The following is a 24,010-nucleotide window of genomic DNA, read 5'->3' as shown; positions in this document are numbered from 1 at the left end:
TTTTTAAAATATTATGTATTTTCTAAACAATCATTAACATAATTATATCATATTCTTTGAATATTTTTACAAGTACATTAAATACTCTTCTATTTTCTCTTCCTGAAATTCATCTGGATATAAAGCTAATATACTATCATCTTCTATTATTTTATAGTATTTAGTAGAATAACTAACTCTAAACTTACTATTAGGCAACGTAAACCTTAATATTTCTCCATAGCAGTTAGGTTTTCCCCCTGAAGGTTCTCCTGTTAATATGGCGTTAGTTTCAAATTTAAATTCATAAGCATTTATTAAAGCTGATGAAAATGTTTCTCTGCCTATTATTACCTTTAAGTTTTCTCTTTGATTTATTTTTTTATTGCTTTTTATATACTCAATTAAAGGCCTTAGCAATGTAGAATTTCCGCCTAAATTATTTCTTAAATCTATTGTTATCTTATTCACATTATTCTTTTCTATAAAATTTATAGTTTCAACTATGTTATTTTTTATAGAAACATCTCCATTATCTTTGCATGAATTATATTTAATATATAGAATTTCTTCATCCTTTATGTATTTATGCCAATAGTTATCTTTATACCTTTCGGCATATAATGGAATCCTTATATTTTCTAAATAAATCAAATCTTTTGGGTTTATGGTTTTTACCTCTACCACTTCATCTTCTAAAGTAATATTTATTTTATCAATATTATCACATATCAATAGTCCATATAAAATATCTGCTCCTTGAAGATATTTCATACTCTGTGCCTTTAAAAAATATTCATTTTCATAAGATATAATTTGTGATAATTCCTTTATAACTTCATCTATAGGTATATCTTCAATTTTTGTAACCTTTCTATATAAAAATTTTTCAAAACCCTTGGTTACTTTTGTTATATAAATTCCATCATTAAAATAATAGAATTTAAATGGCAAGTATTTGTTTACTGGAAATTCTATTGATGTGTGTGCATCTTTAATTGAAGCTACTATTCTACTTAATTCTACTTTCATCTCATCATAATCTAAATTATTAATTATGGATTTAAGCATTTCTATTTTTTCTTCAAACTCTTCTCTTGTTGTAGTAAAAAATAAATTTTTATGATTATTTATTAAGTTGCTTTTTAAAAAATCTATATCTTCTATCCACTTTTTCTCCCAATTATTACTCATTGCATAACCTCTCTATTAATTCTTAATAAAATTTATTTATATGGCATCTAATTTATAGCAAAATAGGTAATTATAATTACCATTCTCTTTTAATATTTATAAAATTATATCATAAACCTCTGATAATTATATAAATTCTTAACTCATTAATCAAATAGAAAAAACCTAGAAGGCAATACTTGCCCTCTAGGTTTTATTTAAACATTTATCCTTTGACTTGGTGCCGCAATACTACCAGCTTAAAAAATAGTAGATAAGGATAGCTTAATAACTACATTTAAATCTAATAAGAACTTTGCGTTACTATCTAAACTAATTTATATGAATGAATAACTAAGTATTACATTGTTCATTAACTTAATAAACTTTTTACCATTGGGTTTATCTTTGATCTTTCAAACTTACCATTAACTTTTGGCATTATTTCTTTCATTATTTTACCCATATCTGATGATGCGTAATTACCATTAGCTATAATTTCTTTTAGCATGTTATTTACTTCCTCATCACTTAATTGAGCTGGAAGATATGGAGTTAAAACTTCGATTGCAAAGTTTCCTTCAGCTATTTTTTCTTCATTGTTTAATTGTTTAGCATATTCTAAAGCTTCTTTTACTTGTTTTATGTTTTTTTCTATTATTTTTATAATACCTTCATCAGAAATAGTTTCTCTTTCATTAACTTCAAATGCCTTAATATCAGCATTTACCAATCTTAAAATGCTTACTCTTGCTTTATCCCTTGCCTTCATTGCTGCTATTTCATCTTTTTTTAAATTCTCTTTTAACATAGTATATGTTAGTAGATACACTCCACTAACTTTTCACCTCACTTCTTTTGAATAATTTATCTATTTAAATTATACCAATATTACACACAAAGTTAAAGTTACTACTATATTTTGATTTTGTTTCAGGTGCCTTACTTATGGCATTTTATTTAATACTAGTGGTTTTAATGTTTCTTTTATGGTTTCCCTATTTGATCCTATGCTACTTTCAACAGCTGCTGTTATTCCACCTTCTATAAGTGCACAATCTACAATCTCTATTTTATCTGTATCAACTTCACCTATTAAAAAATCCATAGCCATCTCAGCATTCATATATGCACTTCCTAAATCAAATATTATTAATACTCCATCCTCTGAATAAACTTTCTTTATAGCCTCAGATATCTTCTCTACATCTGTTCCTATTCTTCCATCACTAGTTCCACCTGCTGCTATCATAGGCACCTCTGGAGCCATTTGCAATGCCATTTCCACTACACCTTCTGCTATTTTACTACTATGTGATATTACAACTATTCCTACCATGATTTTTCCATCTCCTTTTATCTTTAACCTAAGCCTTTACTTCTTCATATATAGTTTCTAATATATAAAAACATGAAGTAGCTCCTGCATCTTGATGTCCTATGCTTCTTTCACCTAAATAACTTGCTCTTCCTTTTGTTGCAACTATTGTCTTGGTAAACTCAACTCCTTGTAATGCAGCATCTTTAGCTTTTTTTAAAACTGTTACTACATCATCTCCATTATTTATAGATTCTTCTATAGCTTTTACAGCAGGAGATAAAGCATCTATCATTGTTTTTTCTCCTTCAGTTCCCTTACCTCTTTGCTTTACTCCATCTAAAGCTGACCTTAAAACATTTAGAAAATCTTGTATACCCATATCACTTTTTCCATTAACAGCCATGGCACCCTTCATAAAAGCAGTTCCATAAAGTGGACCTGAAGCTCCTCCTACATTTGAAACTAAAGCCATTCCTGTCTTTTTAAATACATCTCCTATGTTATCTCCACTTTCATCCTTTAACTTTTCTACAACTGCACTAAATCCTCTACTCATATTTAGACCATGATCTCCGTCTCCTATAGTCGCATCAAGCTCTGTTAAATAAGCTTTATTTTTATCTAAAACTTCATATATTTTATTTATTACTTCTATTACCTTTTTACCATTCATCTTCAATTACCTCCTGAAATATAAAACTACTTTTAACTTATACTAAAAAACTTTTAATGCTGGTGTATCAGCTTTAGCATCTAAAAGCTCTTTAAGTTCTTCATCAAGTTTTAATAATGTTACTGAACATCCTGCCATCTCTAAAGAAGTCATAAATTCTCCAACAAAAGTCTTATATGATTTTATTCCTCTTTCTTCTAACATTTCTTGAACTTTTTTATTTATTATATAAAGTTCCATTAATGGAGTTCCTGAAAGTCCGTTTATCATAACTGCAACTTCTTCATTTTTCGCTACAGGCATATCTTCTAGTATTCTATTAACCAGCTGCTCTGTAATTTCATCTGCTGTTGAAATCTTTTCTCTATGGGTTCCTGGTTCTCCATGTATGCCCATTCCTATCTCAACTTCATCCTCTGCTAATGTAAAATTAGCTTTTCCCGCTTCTGGAACTATACATGATGTTAAAGCCATTCCCATGCTTCTTACGTTTTTAATTACCTTTTCAGCAGTTTTTTTAACTTCTTCTAATGAAGCTCCTTTTTCAGCTTTAGCTCCTGCAATTTTATGGACAAATACTGTTCCAGCAATTCCTCTTCTTCCTGCTGTATAAAGACTATCTTCAACAGCTACGTCATCATTAACAACAACAGCTTCTACTTTTATTCCCTCCATATCAGCCATATCTTTAGCCATTTCAAAATTCATTATATCTCCACTATAATTTTTTATTATAAGAAGTACACCGTCTCCACCATCTACAGCTTTAATACCCTCAAACACTTGATCTGGAGTTGGTGATGTAAATACTGATCCGCATACCGCTCCATCAAGCATACCTTCGCCTATATAACCTCCGTGTGCTGGTTCATGTCCACTACCCCCACCACTAACTAATGCTACTTTGCCTTCAACTGGTGAATTTTTTCTTACCAATACATCAAAACCATCTATTTTTCTTAAATGCTCTTTATGAGCATAGACTATTCCCTTTAACATATCTTCCAGAACATTATTTGGATTATTTATTAATTTTTTCATAATTAATTCCTCCTAAAATATATTTCATATTAATCTCTTAAAATAACATATTGAATATTGCCGCTTCTAAAATTCCACTAACTATTAGAAATGTTACGGAATCCGTGCATATATCCCTGATCTTCTTTTATGTATATATTAATAGCATTTACTATGCCAACTTTTTATATTTTCATTATTTTTTATAAAATAATCTCCTATGTACGGATTTACAATAGTTTTTATAAAAAATATAAAAGAGAGATTTTTCAATCTCTCTAAGAAAGCATCTGTTTCTTGGTAATAAATATCAATCATATGCTTTTTTACCTAGATATTTTTTCCCAACCTACTATTTTTTCTATTCCATATTGCCTAGCCTTCGCCGCTACTGTCTTATGTGTAATACCTAATGCCTTTCCTGCTGCATTAAAGCTCCCATACTTTTTTAAAGCTTTTTCTATTATAAGTTGCTCATATTCTTTCATTGTAAGTATTTCATCAGCTTCACTTAACATAGTTATAATTTCATCAGCTTTTAGTGTTTTTTTATCTATTACCTTATCCTTTGAATTATCAACTATTTTGCTATCACTTTTTAAATACAAAGGTAAATCATAATAATCTATATAATCTTTATCTGTAAGAGTTATTATTCTTTCTAAAAGATTTTCAAGTTCTCTAACATTACCTGGCCATGAATAATTTAAAAATGCTTCCATTGCTTCATTGGTAACCCCATTTATTTTCTTATTAATATCTTTACCTATTTTCTCTAAAAAATGTCCCATTAAAAAAGCTAAATCCTGCTTTCTTTCTCTTAATGGTGGAATATATATTGGTATTACATTTAATCTATAATATAAATCTTCTCTAAATTCACCTGCTCTAACCATATCCTCAAGATTTCTATGAGTTGCTGCTATAATTCTAACATTTACTTTAACTACTTCATCTCCTCCAACTCTATTGAATTCCCTTTCCTGAAGCACTCTTAATATTTTAGCCTGCATACTTTTTTCCATTTCCCCAATTTCATCTAAAAATATAGTTCCATTATGAGCAAGCTCGAATTTTCCTAGTTTTCTCTTTATTGCTCCTGTAAAAGCTCCTTTTTCATGACCAAAAAGTTCACTTTCTAAAAGATTTGTTGGTATTGCTGCACAATTTACCCTTATAAATGGTCCCTTAGCATTATTAGAGGCAAAATGAATTCCTTCTGCTATAACCTCTTTTCCCGTACCACTTTCTCCCCTTATTAAAACAGTGGCATTTCCTTTAGCAGCTTTTTTCGCTAACGCTAAAGCATCTAACGTTTTTCCACTTTTACCTATAAACTTTTCAAATCCACCTTTCTCTTTAGTTCTTAATAATTCCTCTTCCAAGTAATCTGCCTTAGCTGATAGCTCATTTAACATTTGCCATAGAACCTGAACCTCAGAAAATTCTTTTACTACAGAAACAACTCCTCTTACTTCTCCATCTAATATTATTGGGTTTACATTTTCAATTAAAGTTGATTCATCTTCTCTTACATTTACATGACCTATTATCGCCTTGCCATTGTTTAAAACACTAGTTTTAGCATCATTACCAGATAAATCTTTTATATTTTTCCCTAATATATGTTCTTCCTCTTCACTAAGCAAATTAGAATAAGCCTTATTTATATAAGTTATATATCCTTCTTTATTTACAAAACATATCCCATCATGTACATTTTCTAATATAAGTTGTAATCTTTCTTTAAGTTCTTTTACTTCATAAAGTTCTGATTTTATCTTTTCTAAATTTGAAATATCCTCAAATACAGATACTGCACCCTTTAGTTTTCCATCTATAATTATTGGAGTTATGTTAACAAAAATTATTTTATCATTATACAGCTGTTTTATTCCTAGCCTTAACCTTTTATCCTCTAAAACTTTAGGTATATACGACTTAGGTAGTACATCAAGAACTCTTTTGCCAACAACCTCATCATACTTAATATTAAGTATTTTGTCTCCTGCGGGATTTGTCATTATTATAGTTCCATTTTCATCAACTACAACGATTCCATTGGCAGTACTTTTAATTACTTGCTCCCAAGTTATATTGTTATCTTCAATTATATTGTCTATTTGATTTTGTTCCTCATCATCTATATGAAAATCACTATTTAAAAAATCATATAGTTCTTCTAAAGCTTTTAATTCCTCTCCCCCCTCCGCTTCTACTGTTATCTCTTCACCTTTCTTTACTTTTAAAAGTATTAGTGGCATAAGACTTACTGCTGGTATACTTTTTCTATCTTTATATTTTATCGATAACCTGGTGTTATATTTTTTATTGATATCATTAGCTTTATGAACAACCATAGCTACAATCCGTGCATGAAGACCTTTTTGTGGTTTTATTACTACAACTTTTGTTTTCATTAAATCCCCTTCTTTGCTTTTATATTCTCAATTTACTTATAACTATATAATTAAAAAATCATATGTTTTTCTTTGATTTTTCATCTATTTATTAATTATATACATTGCATATTATTTTATATATAAATATCTTTTTATTAACTTGATAATAAAGAACAATATATGCTTGGTATTAAAACTAAAACTTATTTTTAAAATTACATTCAATACCTTCTCAAAAAAAATCAGTCTAATTGGTATATTACATCATTATTATAATCTTGCATCATTAATTATTAGTATTCAATATTTTATAATTATTAAATTGATCATTTTCTTATTAATATGAAAATAGAATTATAAACATTAGTAAACTATCACATACCCCATAAGTATTCTTAGTGAAAAAAGTATTGATTCCGTCAAAACTTGAGAGTTATTTTCCAATCTAAAGAAAAGAGAGGACTAATCCTTAGCAGCCTGTCTGACTTCTCAAAGTATTTTTATACCTTACAATAAGTCAGCTAGGTTGTGTTGTTTAGCCCTCTCTTTTCGGTTAGATGTGTTACTATTTTCTTGTAGAAAATAAAATTTATTACTTAAAACAATTCCTGTTGATTTAAATTATTCTTAAAATTATTTATATCTATTATAAATAATTTATACATTTCTCCATTTTCTTTATAAAAATCAATTAAAGTCTCTGTTGTTGGTATGTCATAACCATGTGCAATATCATTTCGTAATTTTACAGATGGCTTAAATTTCTCCATAAATTCTTTTGATAGAAAATTATTATCTACACATATTTCTAAGCATTTTCTAAAATATAACTTACTCACATCCACACTTAATGTTCTTAATACAATCGAAACATAATCTTCAACTAATGATTGAAAACTATTAAATAAACTTCTAAATGATAAATCCATGGACCTTTTAATTATTTCATTATTATCATATTTATTAGAAATAATTTCCTTGTAAAACAAATCCAATTCACTAACACACTTCTCAGCCTTGTTAATAGTTGTATCAAGCCTCGTTAAATTTATTTTTTTCATAATTATCTCTCCTCTTTTTACTTAGCTGTTACAAGCTTTTTCCAAAATGGAAATTCTGTCTTTATCCAGTGATTTAATTGGTTTATATATTTTTCTTCCAGAATATCGTCTTTACTAAATAATTGTCTGTTTTCCATAATTATCTGCACTTGAATATGCTCTGGTAATAAGATTATATTGTTTAAGTCAATAGGAATTCCTATTATATCTTCTAGTTCTGAATTAATTTTAAGACACTGTGAATATGTGATTTCTTCACTGGTAAGTATTGCAATATCAATATCACTTTTATTTGTAAAATCTCCAGTGCCAAAAGACCCAAAAATATATGCACTCACAATATTATCATTATTGTATAAATACCCTTCTATTTTATTAACAATTTCTTCCTTATCAAATTGTAATGAATGCTCTTCCTTAAATATTTTCATCACCTCATGTATGCTAGTCTATTTTTCATCTCCCTAACCTCTTATATTTCTATTATATCCAACTTATGAAAACTAAACAATCTTATCTCTTCATACAATGAATCTTAATTTAAGGGGTATTACAAGGGGCATTCATCAGATAATATTCAGTTTAATCTTCCAATTGCAATATTACTTGTAAGTTTCTACTTGTTACTTTTAATTTGTAACTTTCTATATATTACTCTAAGAAGTACTTTTTATTTTAAAAACATATTCCTGATTTTCCACTTCCCATTTTCCATAAATCCCGTTACTTAATGCACCTAATTGAAAATGACTCATGGCTATTCCTAGATCTACCTCCTCAAAGCCATGATTTCCCTTAGTTATAAAAGCTTTCAATTTTCCATTTATAAAAGAATATGATACCGGCTTTTTATTTAATGCTGAAGGAGCCTTTATAGCTGAATCCACACCACTATTAACCCAACCTGGAACTTGATCTTGAGATATTAAAAATTTATTTTTATCCATAGTATTCTTAGATAACTTAGATATAAGTTTTTCTTTTAATGATTTATCTTTATTCACATATCCTAAACAAATTATACATACTAATTCATCATCCTTTGATAAACTAATATGCTTTTTACACTCTTCTTTATCATATGTACCTCCAAGCCAACAACTTCCAACGCCTAGATTCGTACACTCTAAAACTATAAATTCCCCGTAATATCCAATTCTACTTTTCAAATTTTTAATATTCTTATTTCCAACCAATGCTATAAAAGATTTCGCTCCACTTATCATTCCATAGGAAGCCTTAAAACCATTCATAAGCTTAGATCCATCCTTAATAAATTGAATTTTAAGATTCCCTTCTTTATTCACCTCATTTATTAAAGAAGTTATTCTGTTAACTTCAAATTCTCCTAACTCTTTATCTATATAAGCTCTTCTAGATGTTCTAAAATTTACGGCACTATGCCATTCTTTTTTTAGTTCCAAATATTTCTCCTCCTTAATAAGTATTATTTAAAAAATAATCCTAGTAGTTTTTACTATTTTAATTTCTATTTCTTTAGCTTATTTACTGAATTTATCAAAGCCTCTTTTGTTTTAGTTTCAATTACACATGTTGCATTATTTTTTAAAGCTAAATTAAGCATATGATCTAAATCTATGTTTCCATTATATAATTCCAAATGATTTCTTCTTCCTATAAAATGATCTTATACAATTATTCGATCAATGGTACCATTATATAAAGCTACCTTTTCATAATTTCTCAAAACATTCCACAATTATATTGTAATATTTTACATTTTAATATTCAATGTTTATTTATATCATGACTATGATCTATTCTAATCCACTCTTCCAAAAATCATGATATAAATGTACAATTATTCTAAATGAGCATGCTTCATCTAAATCTAAAAGCCACTTAATTATATACTAAATATTCCTCAACTATTCTTATATATGTTTTATGAATTGATATACCTTTAAATTTTTAATTTGTATGTAATCTTAACTATTTTTTATAATTAATTTGTCTTTTTATTTTAAAATAATATGTTTCTATTGCTATATAATCGTTATTATTATATATTTAAGATTCTTATAGACTTTTAGATATATATTTAAATGGAATTCTATAATAGAAAAAGGATGTATATCAAAAACTAAACAAGTTGTTGGTATGCATCCTTTTTCTATTAAGGCATATTCAAAAAAATAACAAGTCAGTATGCTAGTATATTTGACTTGTTATTTTCTTTCATATACCTAAAACTATTACCCGTAACACTATACTTTTCTAATATTATACTTAATATACGTATCACTATTTATAATATTATTAGTGGATCAAAATCTATATAATCACAAGCAGTAAATATATACTGAACTCCATCTATATCCCCTCTAAGAAGTTTGCTATTCTTTGAAGCTCCATGAATATGTCCATATATTACTTTCTCTATATTATATTCCTTAAAGATCTCAGTAAAAGCTGATGATTCAAGTTTTTCATTTGTTGGAGGATAATGCATCATACATATTATTTTTTCATATCCTGCCTTTTTTGCTTCATCTAAAGAAAGTCTAAGTCTTATTTGTTCTCTAGCATATATTTTCTCGTCTTTTTCTTTAAAATTATAGCTTCCTGGACATATCCACCCTCTAGTTCCACATATGGCATAGTCCTTATATGTGAAGAAGTTGTTTTGTATAAATGATATATCCTCATATAGCTTATTTAATTTTGATATACTTGCCCACCAATAATCATGATTTCCCTTTGAAATTATCTTTTTTCCAGGCAATTCATGTATCCATTGAAGCTCATTTACTCCTTCTTCCATTTTCATAGACCATGATATGTCTCCAGCTATTAAAACTGTATCATCTTTTGTTACTTTATTTATCCAATTTTCTTTTATTTTTTCATCATGCTTATACCAATTCTCACCAAATATATCCATAGGTTTATCAGTACTTAATGCAAGATGAAGATCTGCAATAGCATATAATGCCATAACATCTCACCTTTCATTTGATTATTTATTTAACTTCCCATCTATTTCTGTGACATATGCAATAATTTCTGCAACTGCTTCATACAATTCAGAAGGTATATAATCTCCAACATCAACATTTGTCAAAAGATCTGCTAGCTCTTTATTATAAACTACTGGCACATGATTTTCTTCTGCTTTTTCAATAATTTTATCTGCTAGTCTCCCCATGCCAGTGGCAACAATCTTTGGTGCGTGGTCATTACCTTCTTGATATCTTAAAGCTGCTGCTCGTCTTTTATCCAAAAGCTACACCTCCTATGCTAGTGTATTTAATACACTTATTTCATAATCATTAAAGAAGTCATTGCATTTTGATATATCAACATTTTCTATTTTTTCTTCTACATTTACCAATACATTATACCCTAATTTACTGATAGCTGCACTTAATTTTTCACGTGAACTATTTAATACCTTATCCCATGGCGAAAATGCTTTTATTGTTATATTCATATTTTCATTATTTAAAACTAAATAACCATCCACTGTTCCCATAATATTAGCATCAACAGTTACTACCATTTTTACATTTTTTGAATCGATCTTTTTTCCATCTTTTCTATTATCTTTTATTATTATACTGGCACCATATTCCTTTTCATTTAAATTTAAAGGTACATTCATATAATAATATTCTTTACTTACATCATTGAAAAATTTAGCTTCTTTCATAAATTCATTTGGAATCTTGCTTATATCCCCATTAGCCAATGCTCTAATAGCTTCTTTAACTTCTTGTGTTTTACTTCTTATCGCTTCTCTTATATCTTCTCCACTCATTGGCTTTTGCTGAGTTAAAATTTCCTTATCAAAAACCTTTGATATGATTTCCTTTAAAGTTATACTTTCTTTACTATTTAATGATGTCATAGCCTTAAATGTATCTTCACTCTTTAATGTTAATTGTTTAAATTCATTTGTCTCTTCTTTAGTGACATGTCCATCTACTATTCTATTTATAAGGTTTTCTACCTTCTCTAACTTTTCCTTGGGAACATCTTTAATAATAGATGTTAAACTTTTTTCTAGTTCTTCTTTATTATTAACATTTTTTAAAATATTCAAAACATCTATTTGTTTATTTTCATTACCTTCTTCAATTGTATTATTCTCTTGTACTACGCTGCTTTGATTATTTTCTTTGGATATAATATCTTTGTTTAAATTTTTCAATAAATTAATGGATGCTTCCTCTCCATCTAAAGCTTTTAAAAGAGTTTTAAAAGCTCCTTTTTCTAAAAGCTTTATAGCCTCATTGCTTAAATTTTCTTTTAGCTCATCAGGTAAATTTCTAAGTAAATTTTCATTATTAAGCTTATTATTAGGCACTATGTCTTTTCCATTATTAATTTCTATGGTATTTTCATTACCTTCTATAGCATCTTTTAAATAAGACTTTAATTCTTCTATTTGAGGTTCATTTAAAGTTTTTAATATTAGACTTTTGTCTTCACTTATACTATTTTCTTTATTTCCTACTATATTTTCATTATTTTTCAGATTTAATATTTCTTTAAAAAGTTGTCCCTCTTCTTTAAATAGTTTATTGAAATTTTGGAGATTTTCCTCATTTGTTTGTAATGCATTTTCTATAAAGAAAAATACTTCTTCATCTGACATATTTATTAATGCCTTCAAACTAGATGTTAAACTATTTTTTATTAATTCAAAGTTTTCACTTTCTGATGTTAATCCCTTTGCGTTAAGATATTTTGCAACAAATTCATCAATTGACTTCTCGCTTCCATTGGATTTTAATTCCATAACACTTTTAAATATATCAATATTTTCTTTATTTAAAGGTATATTATGTTTTAATAAGACTTTTATTAATTCTGTATCTTCCTTGCTAAAGCCTGATGCTTCAATAAGTTGCTTTAGGTCTCCAATATCTTTAACATCTGTAGCCCCTTGTTCATTTAATACTTGTAATTGTAGTTTACCATCCTCAAAACCTATAACCTTAAATTTTAAAAGACCATCTCTTAAATCTTTTATATCCTCTGAAAGTTCACCTCTAAAATTCCATCCTTCTTGAAGTCTTAAAATTACATCCCTATCTCCAAGTTTTTCTGATATCTTAGCTGAAACAACTTGGCCAATTTTTATTGAACTTAAATCTGTTTTTAATTTTCTTACTTCAATGTCATTGTACACCTTATTTAATCCAGCAACTATGGCCATAAAAAACACCACCTTTAACTTTTTTCACTCCAACTCTCTCACCTAAACAATGTTACTACCTATACCTTATAAATCCCAACATATACATCTCTAAACTTACAGCTTGTCACTTACTTATTTTATCGTAATATTTTTCATTATCAATATATGTATATAAAAAAAAGTGTAGTTATAAGCCTTGTTTTAGCTCTAAACTACACTTTTTTTTCATTATTTTATAATTATTTTGTGGTAATTCTTTTTTCCTCTCTTAACAAGTGCATATCCATCTTTAAAATCTTCATCTGTTAAAGTTTTTCCTATTTCTGTTACTTTAACATCATTTAATGATAATCCATTTTGTTGAATTAATCTTCTACCTTCTCCTTTAGATGGTAAAACCTTCCCATTAACTAAAATATCTATTAATGCTAATTCTAAATCTTTCTTAGATATTTCTACTGTTGGAACATTACTTAAGTCACATCCACCACCAAATAGAGATTCTGCTGCTTGTTGAGCTTTCTTAGCCTCATCTTCTCCATGTATAAGCTTAGTTACTTCAAATGCAAGAACCTTCTTAGCTTCATTTATAGCTGAGCCCTCTAATGCACATAGTTTTCTTACTTCATCCATTGGAACAAATGTTAAAAGCTTTAAGCACTTTTCAACATCAGCATCTCCAACATTTCTCCAGTATTGATAAAATTCATATGGAGTTGTCTTTTCTGCATCAAGCCATAATGCTCCATTTTCAGTTTTACCCATTTTCTTGCCTTCACTATTTGTTAAAAGAGTACATGTCATTGCATAAGCTTGTTTTTGTTCTTTTCTTCTTATTAAATCTGCTCCAGCAAGCATATTAGACCATTGGTCGTCTCCACCTAATTGCATAGTACAACCATATTTTTGATTTAATACTAGAAAATCATATCCTTGCATTAACATGTAGTTAAACTCAAGGAAAGATAATCCCTTTTCTAGTCTTTGCTTAAAACATTCTGCTGTTAACATTTTGTTTACTGAGAAATGTACTCCAATTTCTCTTATAAACTCAACATAGTTAAGCTTTAAAAGCCAATCAGCATTATTTACAATTATAGCCTTATCATCGCTAAAGTCTATAAACTTTTCCATCTGCTTTTTGATACAAGCCACATTATGAGCAATGGTTTCTTCTGTCATCATTTTTCTCATATCTGTCTTTCCGCTTGGATCACCAATCATCGCGGTTCCCCCTCCAATTAAAGCAATTGGTCTATGTCCTGCTCTTTGCATATGAGCCATAAACATCATAGCAATGAAGTGACCAACATGTAGAGAGTCCGCTGTAGGGTCAAAACCTATATAAAAAGTTACCTTGTCTTTTTCTAATAACTCTTTTATTTCATTATCATGTGTTAACTGTTTTATGTATCCTCTTTCAACTAATATGTCATATACATTAGCCATTATTATCACTCCTTACTTAATATACATATACCCTTTATTATAACTTGAAGTACTATTACTAACAAGTATCATAATTTTCAAAAAAATCAAGTCCCATAAACTACGTTATGGGACTATATATTCAAATAATATTATTTTCTAAATCATCTAGCTCAAATTAATTAAGCAACATATTTTTTTATTGTATCCGGTAATTCATTACATATATCATCGTTCATATTTATATATAGACATAAATTAAAATTTTTACAAAACCCCTCTAACTTCTTAAACAAAACCTCAGCTTCTCTTATATTTACCTTAACTATATTAGATAACCCATCAATAAAAATCGTATCGATATCATAGTTCTCCGAAACTATACCACAAAGGAAACCATAAAGACTTTCATGATCTGAAAGATTTAAATTAGTTGTAGTTATGAATCTTATATCTCGATGTAATTCGTGAATAGCTCTGTTGTCGTCATCAATATACACCATATGGCCTTTAGCATTTAATACCTTTTCGTTTGCAAGATTTATTAATGCTTTAGTTTTTCCAGAACCTCTCTTGTTACAAAATACATGTATCATGTTACCACCCCTTAATTTTATTTTAGGTGAAATATCCTTTATTAAATTGTATAATATTCAGAATTTTTAATCAATACGATTTGTTTAATATCCCTCCTTTTAATACTTTATTCATAAACTTTATTATATATGAAGAATCTTCCACCTTTTTTCTTACTATAATAAATATTCATTTATTATAGTATCATTACCTTATAAGTAATTATTATACAATTTATTATGTAGATTTCATACTATAATTGTGTAGAAAAACCTTCTATAATATCTAATTACAAAATTAGCATATAGAAGGTTTTTTATCAAATTTTATCTCTAGTTGTTATAACTCTATTTCTTCCCAAAGCTTTAGCCTTATAAAGACATTCATCAGCCTTATTTAAAATGGTTGTAAGACATTCTCCATCCTCTGGATAATAAGCTATTCCAAAAGTAGCTGTTGTATTCTTTTCAATTCCATTAAACTCAATTTTATTTTTATAAATCTTTTCTCTTATGTCATTAACTCGGTTTTTAATATCCGCTTCATTTTCATTTTCCATTTTTAAATATAATACTATTTCATCTCCACCATATCTAGCCATTAAATCTTCAATTTGAAGTTCTTCTCTTAAAATATCCATAGTTCTAACTAATATCTCATCACCGTATAAATGTCCATAATTATCGTTGAAAACTTTAAAATCATCAAAATCCATCATAACTAAGGCAAACTTTTGAATTCCAATTTCTATTTTGTTTTTAACAAACTCTTTAAAGTATTTTCTATTATATATATTTAATAAAGAATCTCTTTTTAAACTTTCTTGAATTCTTTTGTATAGTGCATTGTTCTCAATAGCTATTGCTATTTGATTAGCTATTGATGTAATAAATGTAATATGCTCATAAGAAAAGTAATTCCAGAGAGTGTGTTCTATCATTATATATCCTGTTACTTTAGATCTTAGCCTTATAGGGACTCCTATAAGTGAGTGTATTTCTCTAACCTCTTGTGATGTATGATCTCCAAATATACTCTCTCTACTATTAAGAACAAATGGATTTTCTTTGTTTATTTTGGTTAAATAGTGTTCTTCTCTATAAACAACCTCATTTTCTGGTAAATTAGTTGCTTTTATTTCAAATCCACTACACCTATCTTCTAGTAAATATATAGATGAATATGTTACCCCTAATATACCTATAATCATATCATTTATCATAGGTATTAAATTGTCATCACTAATATGAGAATTTATATATTTACTTATTTCCACTATATTAACCAATGCATCCAGGTTTTTTTCAAGTTCTATATTTTTTTCATTTAGTATTTGTATCTGATTTTCTGCAAAATTTTGATAAGTTTCAAATTCCTCTAGTAACTTCTCATACATGACCCTGTATTCTTGCATCTTCTTCTCTCCTAAACCCCATTACACTCTTAAAAAATTAAAATCATAAACTTATAATAACATATAAAAAAATACAATTCCAACTTTTAAATCCTTTATTAAATTACCTTATTCGTCATTTATATTGTTTAAAACTTTAAATTTATTTATTCATTTTTTTACAGTTTCATAGTTTTTATTTGAATTCCTTACCATTATAGTATATTACAATTTTTTTTAATTGATACATTTTGTGTAATAATCTTTTCTGAATATTTGGATTTGTTTCTTATTTACACACATTTAATATTGCATATATATTTTTTTATGTTATAATTATATATAATATTTTATACCAAATAGGTTTTAATTTTAGGTAGTAGTTCTTCCATGGTCTCCAAGTAATAGATTCATAGGAAGCCCGCTTCACACCAAAATTATCCTATGATTTTTAAGGAGGTTTTTTGTAATGGAAGATAGAACTTTAGTATGCAAAGATTGTGGAAAGGAATTTGTTTTCACTGCTGGAGAACAAGAGTTTTTTAAATCTAAGGGCTTTGAAAATGATCCTGTAAGATGCCCTGATTGCAGAAGAGCTAGAAAAGCTGAAAAACAAGACAGAAGATAATTTTTTATAATTATTAAAATAAGACCCATTATTGTGGGTCTTTTATTTTTTATTAATTATATTTGTAAAATGTTTTTTGGTTCTTAACTATATAATTATAAAAACCTCTAACTTAAATTAGATTTTGCTTTTTATCAATTGGCCTATAATTAAACTATTAATAGAATTTTTCCTAAATTCATGTTTTTAAAGTTGTTCTTTAAATAATTTTACGTTTTTTAATGCTATAGCTAAAAATATAGCTATTATAGTTCCAACACTTCCTTGTACTATATTTCCTGGTATATCTAAAGATGCTACTCCTAAAGCTGCTGTAAAGGTTGGAATACCCTCTATGAAGTGTTTTATTATTGCTCCAGCAAAAAAATATCCAACTACCATCCAAATGGCTCCTAAAGAGAATCCTACAATTTCTCTCCATAACTTAAATCTATTCTTTTCTCCAACTATAAGTGTAGCTATAAGTGCCATTAATGCTTTTATAACTATAGTAAACGGAGCCCAAAGAGGTGATCCTAACAATATATCTGCAAGTCCCATTCCAAGTACTGAAGAAAATATAGCTTTTTTTCTTCTTAATAATACCGTTGATAGTAAAACCATACTATCTCCTAAATGAACATATCCATTATACGTTCTTATGTTGATAACCATAGTTGCTATACATATTAGTGCCCCCATAAGAGCTACATGTATGATATCAATTACCTGCATACCATTACGATCCTTAACAATATTTTCTTGCATATTAATCCCCCCATTAAATGTTTTATTTCAGCTATACTAATGATTTTATAAATTGAAAGTTTAAAATTGAGAGTTATATCTTTCACCTTTTCACTTTAAACTTTACTCAGATTATCCCTCTTAACTTGAATCTTATAATTTTAATAAAGCTTATAACTTATGTTAATTTAGGAGTTACAAATGGAGAATCTAAAGTTATACTATACGACCTCTCTTCTCAATTTTATAAACTTAATTTGTCATTTTCCACTTGCTCAGTACTTAATGTAAATCTAATAATCACTTAGTTCACTATTTATTATATTATATTTTTGCAAAAACCCAAATGTATGGATACACTAATTACATTAATTTTGAGAAATTACAGATACTATAATTAATAATATTTCTAGGTGGTGATAATATGAACATTTTAAAATGGACTGGTTTAATAATAATATTTTTTTGGTTTTTAGCTATTATCCTTAATTTTGGAGGACATTATATAAATTTACTATTAATTGTTTCAGCTATAGTATTTCTCATAGATTCTATACTTAATCCCAATAAATCTATTTAAGGCATCTTCGAAAAAATACTAGACCAATATACTTGGAATCTGTAGCCTATTATTTTTTCAGATGCCTAAATTATTTCAAACTATTGACAAAACAATTTAATAGGAATATTATATTTAATAAATAGTATTTAAAATCTTTGATAAGAAGTAAGTAAGCTTAAAAACAGATTTCCAGAGAGTTGTATTATGGTGGGATTACAACAATTATGATTAAGCCCAATGGGTCTTTGAGATGTTTAGGTGAAGTCTTAGTAGCTTAATCCGTTAACCTTACGTTATAAAGGTAGGATATGTTTGTATCTTTAGAGATGAAAGTTGTTACTTTCAAATTAGGTGGTACCGCGTAATTTACGCCCTATAAGAAATATTCTTATAGGGCTTTTTTGTTTTTATCTAATTTAGATTTTATCCCATGACTAGATACCCTATACTCCACTCATCTAAAAAGTGGGATATAATAGCATCTATGCATCTAGATAAGTTATTCTAATATTTAGGTGGAGATAGGTATTTCATCATCAGCAAATTCTACTTGCAACTTGTCACTTTTAAAGTAAGTAATACTATTTAAATGTTAAAATTAATAGTGATCTTAACTAAGATTACAATTGGAGGTATATTATGGAAAACAAAAAAGTTATTTTTAGTGGAATTCAACCTAGTGGTAGTTTAACTTTAGGTAATTATCTAGGAGCAATAAAAAACTGGGTTAAACTTCAGGAAGAATATGATTGTTACTTTTGTGTAGTTGATTTACACGCAATTACTGTTAGGCAAGAACCTAAAGATCTTAGAAAAAACACTTTAGAAGTTCTTGCTATATATTTAGCTTCTGGAATAGATACTGATAAAAACACTCTCTTTATTCAATCTCATGTTTCAGCTCATTCTGAAGCTGCATGGCTTTTAGACTGCTTTAGTTATGTTGGTGAACTTTCTAGAATGACTCAATATAAGGATAAATCTCAAAAACAAGGTGATTCAATACCAGCCGGTTTATTCACTTACCCTGTTTTAATGGCTTCAGATATATTATTATATCAAACAGATTTGGTTCCTGTTGGTAAGGATCAAATGCAACACTTGGAGTTAACAAGAAATATTGCTGAAAGATTCAACAATCTTTATAGCCCAACTTTTAAGGTTCCTGAACCATATATAGCTAAAGAGGGTGCCAAAATAATGGATCTTCAAGACCCAACTAAAAAAATGTCTAAGTCATCTGAAAACCCTAATAGCTATATATTAATAATGGATCCACCTGAAGTAATAAGAAAGAAACTTTCCCGCGCAGTAACAGACTCTGTTGGAATTGTTAATTATACCGATGACCAACCTGGTGTTAAAAACTTAATAGATATAATCTGCTGTATAAAAGGGATATCTACTGAAGAAGTTGTTAGCCAATATGCTAACAAAGGATATGCTGATTTAAAGAAAGATGTAGCTGAAATAATAGTAGAAGAATTATTTCCAATACAAGAAAAAGTAAAGGAGCTTCTTAATAATAAAGCTTATCTTGAAGAAGTATATAAAAAAGGTGCTGAAAAAGCAAACTATATTTCTAGAAAAACTCTTAGAAAAATGCAAAAGAAAATAGGTTTTATACAATAATAAAATTTATCCTAACATGAAAAGTGAGGTATAAGCAATTCAAACTAGATAGTTTGCTAATGCTTATACCTCACTTTTCATTAAACAATTTTATTGTTATGATAATATTCCATTCAAGATACAAATTCATAAAAATTTATTTCCTGATTAAATTCTATTATTATGGTTTAAAATCACATATTTTCTAAAAAATAAAAGAACCCACTACGGGGTAATAGTGGGTTTTAGGGGGTTATGTTATATATATATATTTATTTTATATTGTAAAAGCTATTAAGCTTCTTTTACCTTATTTAGTACAAATTTTTCAATAACATGGGCAACTCCATCTTCATCATTAGACTTTGTTATATAGTCAGCTTCTTTTTTTATTTCTTCAAAAGCATTTTCCATTGCAACTCCAAGTCCTGCATATTGTATCATATGAAGATCATTTCCTGCATCGCCTATGCATATAACTTCATCTTTATTTATCTTTAGTTCCTCTGCTAATCCTTTTATGCCTTGTCCTTTGTTAGCCTCGATGCTTAAAAATTCTAAAAAATATGGAGTACTCTTAACTATAGTGTACCTAGAGTATAAGTCCTTATCTAGTTTTTTTATTGCTGCATCTAAAATTTCTGGTTCATCTATCATCATTATCTTTAGTATAGTTTCATCATCATTTACTGTATGAAAATCTATTACATCTACTTCTATACCATTTATTTCTGATTCTACTTTTGTATACTTGCTCATCTTTGGAGTTATACATTTATCTTCTGTAAATGCATGAATATTAACATTCAACTCTTTGCTTATGTTATATAACTCTATTAAGTTACTTTTATTTAATGGCGTACTGCTTATAACATCTTTTGTCCCTACATTTTGGACTAATGCTCCATTATATGTTATTGCATAATCTTTATCACTAATCATTTGTAACTCTTTAAGATAACTTTCAATTCCATCTACTGGTCTTCCTGTAGCCAAAACAACTTTAACTCCATTTTTTCGAGCATTTTCGATTGCTTCCTTAGTTCTTTTAGATATGTTTTTTTTGCTATTTAATAGCGTTCCATCCATATCTAATGCTATAAGTTTGTACATAAACAGCACCTCCAAGGCTCTTAATTAACCTTATGTATTTATTATAGCATCAAAAAAAAAATTGTAACCATCCATCAAACCTTGTTTGTTTTTGTTTTTTTCTGTTGAAAATGTTTTTTTCTCCTATTATCTCTCTTATGTTTAAGATAACAGTATTTTTCAATTTCAATTGAAAAATACCAAATAAACTGATATAATTACTACGTTAAATGGCTAGTAGCTGTTATCTTCTATGAGATATTCCCTTAGAGGATAACATATGCTAGCCAAAATATTTTATTTTAAACTGGAGGATTAATTAAACATGCCTATAAGAATAGCTATTTTAGGTGGACCTAGATGTGGTAAAACCACTCTTATCCAACAACTTTATGTAGATATGAAAATTAAAGGCCTTAATGTGGGAATGGCAACTGAATATAGTACAGAATACCTAAGAGATAAAGGCCCTATAGAAAACCTAGCTGAACAATACGGTATCTACCTTGGCCAAATGCTACTAGAAAATTCATTGAATTCATTTGACTATGCTCTTACTGATTATGCGACTTTTGTCCCTTATATATATGCTAGATTTATGTCAGGTTTAAATGGAAGATCAGATAAGGATATAGAAATTGTAAAAGATCTATATGCTCTTGCATTAAAAGATATAAAAAAATATAATCATATATTCTTTGTTCCAAGAGAATTTGGATATGCTCAAGATGGTGTAAGATGGCAAGATGAAGATTTAGCAAAATCTGTAGACTCAACTATTAAAGGTTTCCTTGATGATGAAAATGTATCTTATACAACAATAAATGGAGATACTAAAGAAAGAGCTAAGAAAATTTTAGAAATACTTGGTTTTGAGGATGAAACTTTAATTAAAGACGCTTAATTTATCCTGTAAACAGTAAAATTATCTTAATGCATTTTAAGATAATTAATTATAAAATTTAAGGTAACATTAAAAATATTAAATCTTAGAATCTATAGGAGGTATTATGAGGGAATATTTAAATGAAATCGAAAAAAGAAGGACCTTCGCTATAATTTCCCATCCAGATGCTGGTAAGACAACTCTTACTGAAAAGCTTCTTTTATATGGTGGTGCAATAAGACTTGCTGGTTCTGTTAAATCAAGAAAATCTTCAAAGCATGCTGTATCTGACTGGATGGAAATAGAAAAACAAAGAGGTATATCTGTTACTTCTTCTGTTATGCAATTTAATTATGACGGCTATTGCATAAATATACTTGATACACCTGGTCACCAAGACTTCAGTGAGGATACATATAGAACATTAATGGCGGCTGACAGTGCTGTAATGGTAATTGATGGAGCTAAAGGTGTTGAGGCACAAACTAAAAAACTTTTCCAAGTTTGTGCTCTAAGAGGTATCCCAATCTTTACTTTTGTAAACAAAATGGATAGAGAAGCTAGAGATCCTTTCGAATTATTAGAAGAAATTGAAAATGAATTAGGTATAAAATCATATCCTATGAATTGGCCAATAGGTTCAGGTGCTCATTTCAAAGGAGTTTTTGAACGTGAAACTAATAAAATTTTATCTTTTAATGGTGGTAATCATGGTCAAACTGAAGTTGAGACTATTGAAGGAACTGTAGATGATCCAAAGTTCTCTGAATTACTTGGTGCTGATCTACATGCTAAACTTCAAGAAGATATAGAACTTCTTGATTATGCTGGGGATGACTTTAGTATGGATAAAGTAATGTCTGGAGATCTTACTCCTGTATTCTTTGGAAGTGCTTTAACTAACTTTGGTGTTGAAAACTTTTTAGGTCATTTCTTAAAATTGACATCTTCACCACTACCTAGACAATCTAGTATTGGAGAAATAGATGTATTTGATGAGCCGTTCTCTGCTTTTGTGTTTAAAATACAAGCTAATATGAATCCTCAACATAGAGACAGATTAGCATTTATGAGAATTTGCTCTGGTAAGTTTGAAAAAGGAATGGATGTTTTCCATGTTCAAGGAGGAAATAAAGTTAAACTAGCTCAACCTCAACAATTTTTAGCTCAGGACAGAGAAATTGTTAATGAGGCTTATGCTGGAGATATAATAGGTGTATTTGATCCAGGTATTTATAGTATAGGTGATACACTTTGTAAAAATCCCAAAAAATTTAAATTTGAAGGGATACCAACATTTGCTCCTGAATATTTTGCTAGAGTTAAACCTATAGATTCAATGAAAAGAAAACAATTTGTTAAAGGTGTGACTCAGATTTCTCAAGAAGGTGCTATTCAAGTATTTAAAGAAGATTTTGTTGGTATGGAAGAAATCATTGTTGGTGTTGTTGGTGTTCTTCAGTTTGAAGTTCTTGAATATAGACTTAAGAATGAATACAATGTTGACATAAAAATTGATAGACTTCCTTACACTAATATAAGATGGATTGAAAACAAGGATTTAGATGTTACTAAACTAAGTCTAACATCTGATACAAAAAAAGTTAAAGATTTAAAAGATAGAGATCTTCTTATATTCCAAAATGATTGGGGTATAAGTTGGGCTTTAGATCATAATAAAGGCCTAGTTTTATCTGGTATAGGTAAAAGTGACGATTAATTTTCAAAAATAAGAGAGTGCTATGATGCACTCTCTTATTTTCTTAATTAGCTTATGCTTTCCATAAGCCATGTATATTACAGTACTCTCTAACACACAATATTTCCTCATCTATAGAAAAGATTGCTTCTGGTTTATCTCCTGGATTTAATTGTTTTCTATAAATTTTTGATAAAGTTATCACTTCTATAAATTCTATATAATGCTTATCTATCATTGGATGTTCTACTTCACCTACTTTGATACGAAGTCCTAAATCAGTATTTTCAACTACAGGTATATGCTTTTCTTTAGATGCTTCAACTGTATTCTCTATTTGAAGTACCATAGGTTTTCCACAGCATATTAAAGATGCTTTTGATGGTTGAATAATTTCAACTATATGACCGCAGACCTCACATTTATAGATTTCATTCATTTTAGTCATTTCAACACTCCTTAACTTTAAATTCGCTTCCAAATATATTATATTCAATAAATAAAAAAACATTATTATTTATATATTTATTGTTCTCTAATTTAAATTTACAAATAAATTTTTCTAAGTATTCATTTTAATCCAACTCTACTTGAAGTTAAAAATCACTAATAG

The 24,010-nt window shown here is 28.1% G+C and carries 24 protein-coding genes and 1 other annotated feature; of the genes, 5 read left to right on the top strand and 19 right to left on the bottom strand.

Translation table 11 applies throughout. From position 1 onward, the window contains the following. Positions 1-66: 66 nt before the first annotated feature. The 16 genes from BM119_RS10955 to BM119_RS10885 form a co-directional block, all read right to left on the bottom strand. Positions 67-1,173 (bottom strand): S41 family peptidase, encoded by a 1,107-nt coding sequence (locus BM119_RS10955; RefSeq protein WP_090041428.1) that lies wholly within the window; start codon positions 1,171-1,173, stop codon positions 67-69. A gap of 352 nt (positions 1,174-1,525) precedes the next feature. Next, positions 1,526-1,963, bottom strand: a complete 438-nt coding sequence (locus tag BM119_RS10950) for a GatB/YqeY domain-containing protein (protein WP_090041426.1) — start codon at positions 1,961-1,963, stop codon at positions 1,526-1,528. 135 nt (positions 1,964-2,098) lie between these two features. Further along, complete coding sequence (dhaM, locus tag BM119_RS10945) at positions 2,099-2,491, bottom strand: dihydroxyacetone kinase phosphoryl donor subunit DhaM (protein ID WP_090041425.1); 393 nt, start codon at positions 2,489-2,491, stop codon at positions 2,099-2,101. 28 nt (positions 2,492-2,519) lie between these two features. Then, on the bottom strand, positions 2,520-3,152 hold the full coding sequence (dhaL, locus tag BM119_RS10940) for a dihydroxyacetone kinase subunit DhaL (RefSeq protein WP_090041422.1): 633 nt from the start codon (positions 3,150-3,152) through the stop codon (positions 2,520-2,522). A 36-nt stretch (positions 3,153-3,188) separates the two neighbouring features. Continuing rightward, positions 3,189-4,187 carry a dihydroxyacetone kinase subunit DhaK gene (dhaK, locus tag BM119_RS10935; RefSeq protein ID WP_090041420.1) on the bottom strand — a complete coding sequence of 333 codons (999 nt, stop codon included), beginning with the start codon at positions 4,185-4,187 and terminating at the stop codon, positions 3,189-3,191. A 305-nt stretch (positions 4,188-4,492) separates the two neighbouring features. Then, positions 4,493-6,586, bottom strand: coding sequence for an HPr family phosphocarrier protein (locus BM119_RS10930; RefSeq protein ID WP_090041418.1), 2,094 nt, complete (start codon positions 6,584-6,586; stop codon positions 4,493-4,495). A 578-nt stretch (positions 6,587-7,164) separates the two neighbouring features. Next, positions 7,165-7,629, bottom strand: a complete 465-nt coding sequence (locus BM119_RS10925; RefSeq protein WP_090041416.1) for a HepT-like ribonuclease domain-containing protein — start codon at positions 7,627-7,629, stop codon at positions 7,165-7,167. A 17-nt stretch (positions 7,630-7,646) separates the two neighbouring features. Then, on the bottom strand, positions 7,647-8,060 hold the full coding sequence (mntA, locus tag BM119_RS10920; RefSeq protein ID WP_090041415.1) for a type VII toxin-antitoxin system MntA family adenylyltransferase antitoxin: 414 nt from the start codon (positions 8,058-8,060) through the stop codon (positions 7,647-7,649). 225 nt (positions 8,061-8,285) lie between these two features. Further along, positions 8,286-9,053, bottom strand: coding sequence for a nitroreductase family protein (locus BM119_RS10915; RefSeq protein WP_177199395.1), 768 nt, complete (start codon positions 9,051-9,053; stop codon positions 8,286-8,288). Positions 9,054-9,118: 65 nt separating this feature from the next. Beyond that, positions 9,119-9,250, bottom strand: coding sequence for a hypothetical protein (locus tag BM119_RS20420; RefSeq protein WP_278336792.1), 132 nt, complete (start codon positions 9,248-9,250; stop codon positions 9,119-9,121). Between the two features lie 648 nt (positions 9,251-9,898). Next, the gene (locus BM119_RS10910; protein ID WP_090041411.1) at positions 9,899-10,588 is read right to left on the bottom strand and encodes a metallophosphoesterase; all 690 of its coding nucleotides are present in this window, start codon (positions 10,586-10,588) and stop codon (positions 9,899-9,901) included. Positions 10,589-10,609: 21 nt separating this feature from the next. Continuing rightward, positions 10,610-10,873 carry an EscU/YscU/HrcU family type III secretion system export apparatus switch protein gene (locus tag BM119_RS10905; RefSeq protein ID WP_090041409.1) on the bottom strand — a complete coding sequence of 88 codons (264 nt, stop codon included), beginning with the start codon at positions 10,871-10,873 and terminating at the stop codon, positions 10,610-10,612. Between the two features lie 12 nt (positions 10,874-10,885). Beyond that, positions 10,886-12,814 (bottom strand): V-type ATP synthase subunit I domain-containing protein, encoded by a 1,929-nt coding sequence (locus BM119_RS10900; protein WP_090041408.1) that lies wholly within the window; start codon positions 12,812-12,814, stop codon positions 10,886-10,888. Between the two features lie 210 nt (positions 12,815-13,024). Then, positions 13,025-14,245, bottom strand: a complete 1,221-nt coding sequence (gene tyrS / locus BM119_RS10895; protein ID WP_090041406.1) for a tyrosine--tRNA ligase — start codon at positions 14,243-14,245, stop codon at positions 13,025-13,027. A 161-nt stretch (positions 14,246-14,406) separates the two neighbouring features. Beyond that, positions 14,407-14,820, bottom strand: coding sequence for a hypothetical protein (locus BM119_RS10890; RefSeq protein ID WP_090041404.1), 414 nt, complete (start codon positions 14,818-14,820; stop codon positions 14,407-14,409). 299 nt (positions 14,821-15,119) lie between these two features. Beyond that, the gene (locus BM119_RS10885) at positions 15,120-16,214 is read right to left on the bottom strand and encodes a sensor domain-containing diguanylate cyclase (protein ID WP_090041403.1); all 1,095 of its coding nucleotides are present in this window, start codon (positions 16,212-16,214) and stop codon (positions 15,120-15,122) included. Positions 16,215-16,662: 448 nt separating this feature from the next. Between BM119_RS10885 and BM119_RS10880 the strand changes: the two genes are divergently transcribed. Continuing rightward, positions 16,663-16,821, top strand: coding sequence for a zinc-ribbon domain-containing protein (locus tag BM119_RS10880; RefSeq protein ID WP_090041401.1), 159 nt, complete (start codon positions 16,663-16,665; stop codon positions 16,819-16,821). 186 nt (positions 16,822-17,007) lie between these two features. On the opposite strand, the gene BM119_RS10875 is transcribed toward BM119_RS10880, so the two are convergent. Next, positions 17,008-17,568 (bottom strand): ECF transporter S component, encoded by a 561-nt coding sequence (locus BM119_RS10875; RefSeq protein WP_242948413.1) that lies wholly within the window; start codon positions 17,566-17,568, stop codon positions 17,008-17,010. A 403-nt stretch (positions 17,569-17,971) separates the two neighbouring features. Here BM119_RS10875 and BM119_RS19875 point away from each other — a divergent pair, with 403 nt between their 5' ends. Continuing rightward, positions 17,972-18,127: a hypothetical protein gene (locus tag BM119_RS19875; protein ID WP_177199394.1), complete on the top strand. Its 156-nt coding sequence runs from the start codon at positions 17,972-17,974 to the stop codon at positions 18,125-18,127. A gap of 128 nt (positions 18,128-18,255) precedes the next feature. Further along, positions 18,256-18,488, top strand: a binding site (T-box leader). Positions 18,489-18,748: 260 nt separating this feature from the next. After that, positions 18,749-19,741: a tryptophan--tRNA ligase gene (gene trpS / locus BM119_RS10870; RefSeq protein ID WP_423231007.1), complete on the top strand. Its 993-nt coding sequence runs from the start codon at positions 18,749-18,751 to the stop codon at positions 19,739-19,741. A 273-nt stretch (positions 19,742-20,014) separates the two neighbouring features. Here the strand turns inward: trpS and yidA are convergent, their stop codons facing one another. Beyond that, positions 20,015-20,833: a sugar-phosphatase gene (gene yidA, locus BM119_RS10865; RefSeq protein ID WP_090041398.1), complete on the bottom strand. Its 819-nt coding sequence runs from the start codon at positions 20,831-20,833 to the stop codon at positions 20,015-20,017. 304 nt (positions 20,834-21,137) lie between these two features. Between yidA and BM119_RS10860 the strand changes: the two genes are divergently transcribed. Both BM119_RS10860 and BM119_RS10855 read left to right on the top strand, forming a co-directional pair. Beyond that, positions 21,138-21,716, top strand: coding sequence for an ATP/GTP-binding protein (locus tag BM119_RS10860; RefSeq protein ID WP_090041396.1), 579 nt, complete (start codon positions 21,138-21,140; stop codon positions 21,714-21,716). A 106-nt stretch (positions 21,717-21,822) separates the two neighbouring features. Further along, positions 21,823-23,418: a peptide chain release factor 3 gene (locus tag BM119_RS10855; protein ID WP_090041394.1), complete on the top strand. Its 1,596-nt coding sequence runs from the start codon at positions 21,823-21,825 to the stop codon at positions 23,416-23,418. A 52-nt stretch (positions 23,419-23,470) separates the two neighbouring features. Here BM119_RS10855 and BM119_RS10850 read toward each other — a convergent pair whose 3' ends face one another. After that, the gene (locus BM119_RS10850) at positions 23,471-23,845 is read right to left on the bottom strand and encodes a desulfoferrodoxin (RefSeq protein WP_090041393.1); all 375 of its coding nucleotides are present in this window, start codon (positions 23,843-23,845) and stop codon (positions 23,471-23,473) included. Positions 23,846-24,010: the final 165 nt, after the last annotated feature.

Origin of the sequence: Clostridium frigidicarnis (genome assembly GCF_900111985.1) — a bacterium.
Lineage (GTDB): Bacteria > Bacillota > Clostridia > Clostridiales > Clostridiaceae > Clostridium_Z > Clostridium_Z frigidicarnis.
The sequence above is the reverse complement of the archived record's forward strand: the minus strand, read 5'-3'. Positions and strand labels throughout refer to the sequence as shown.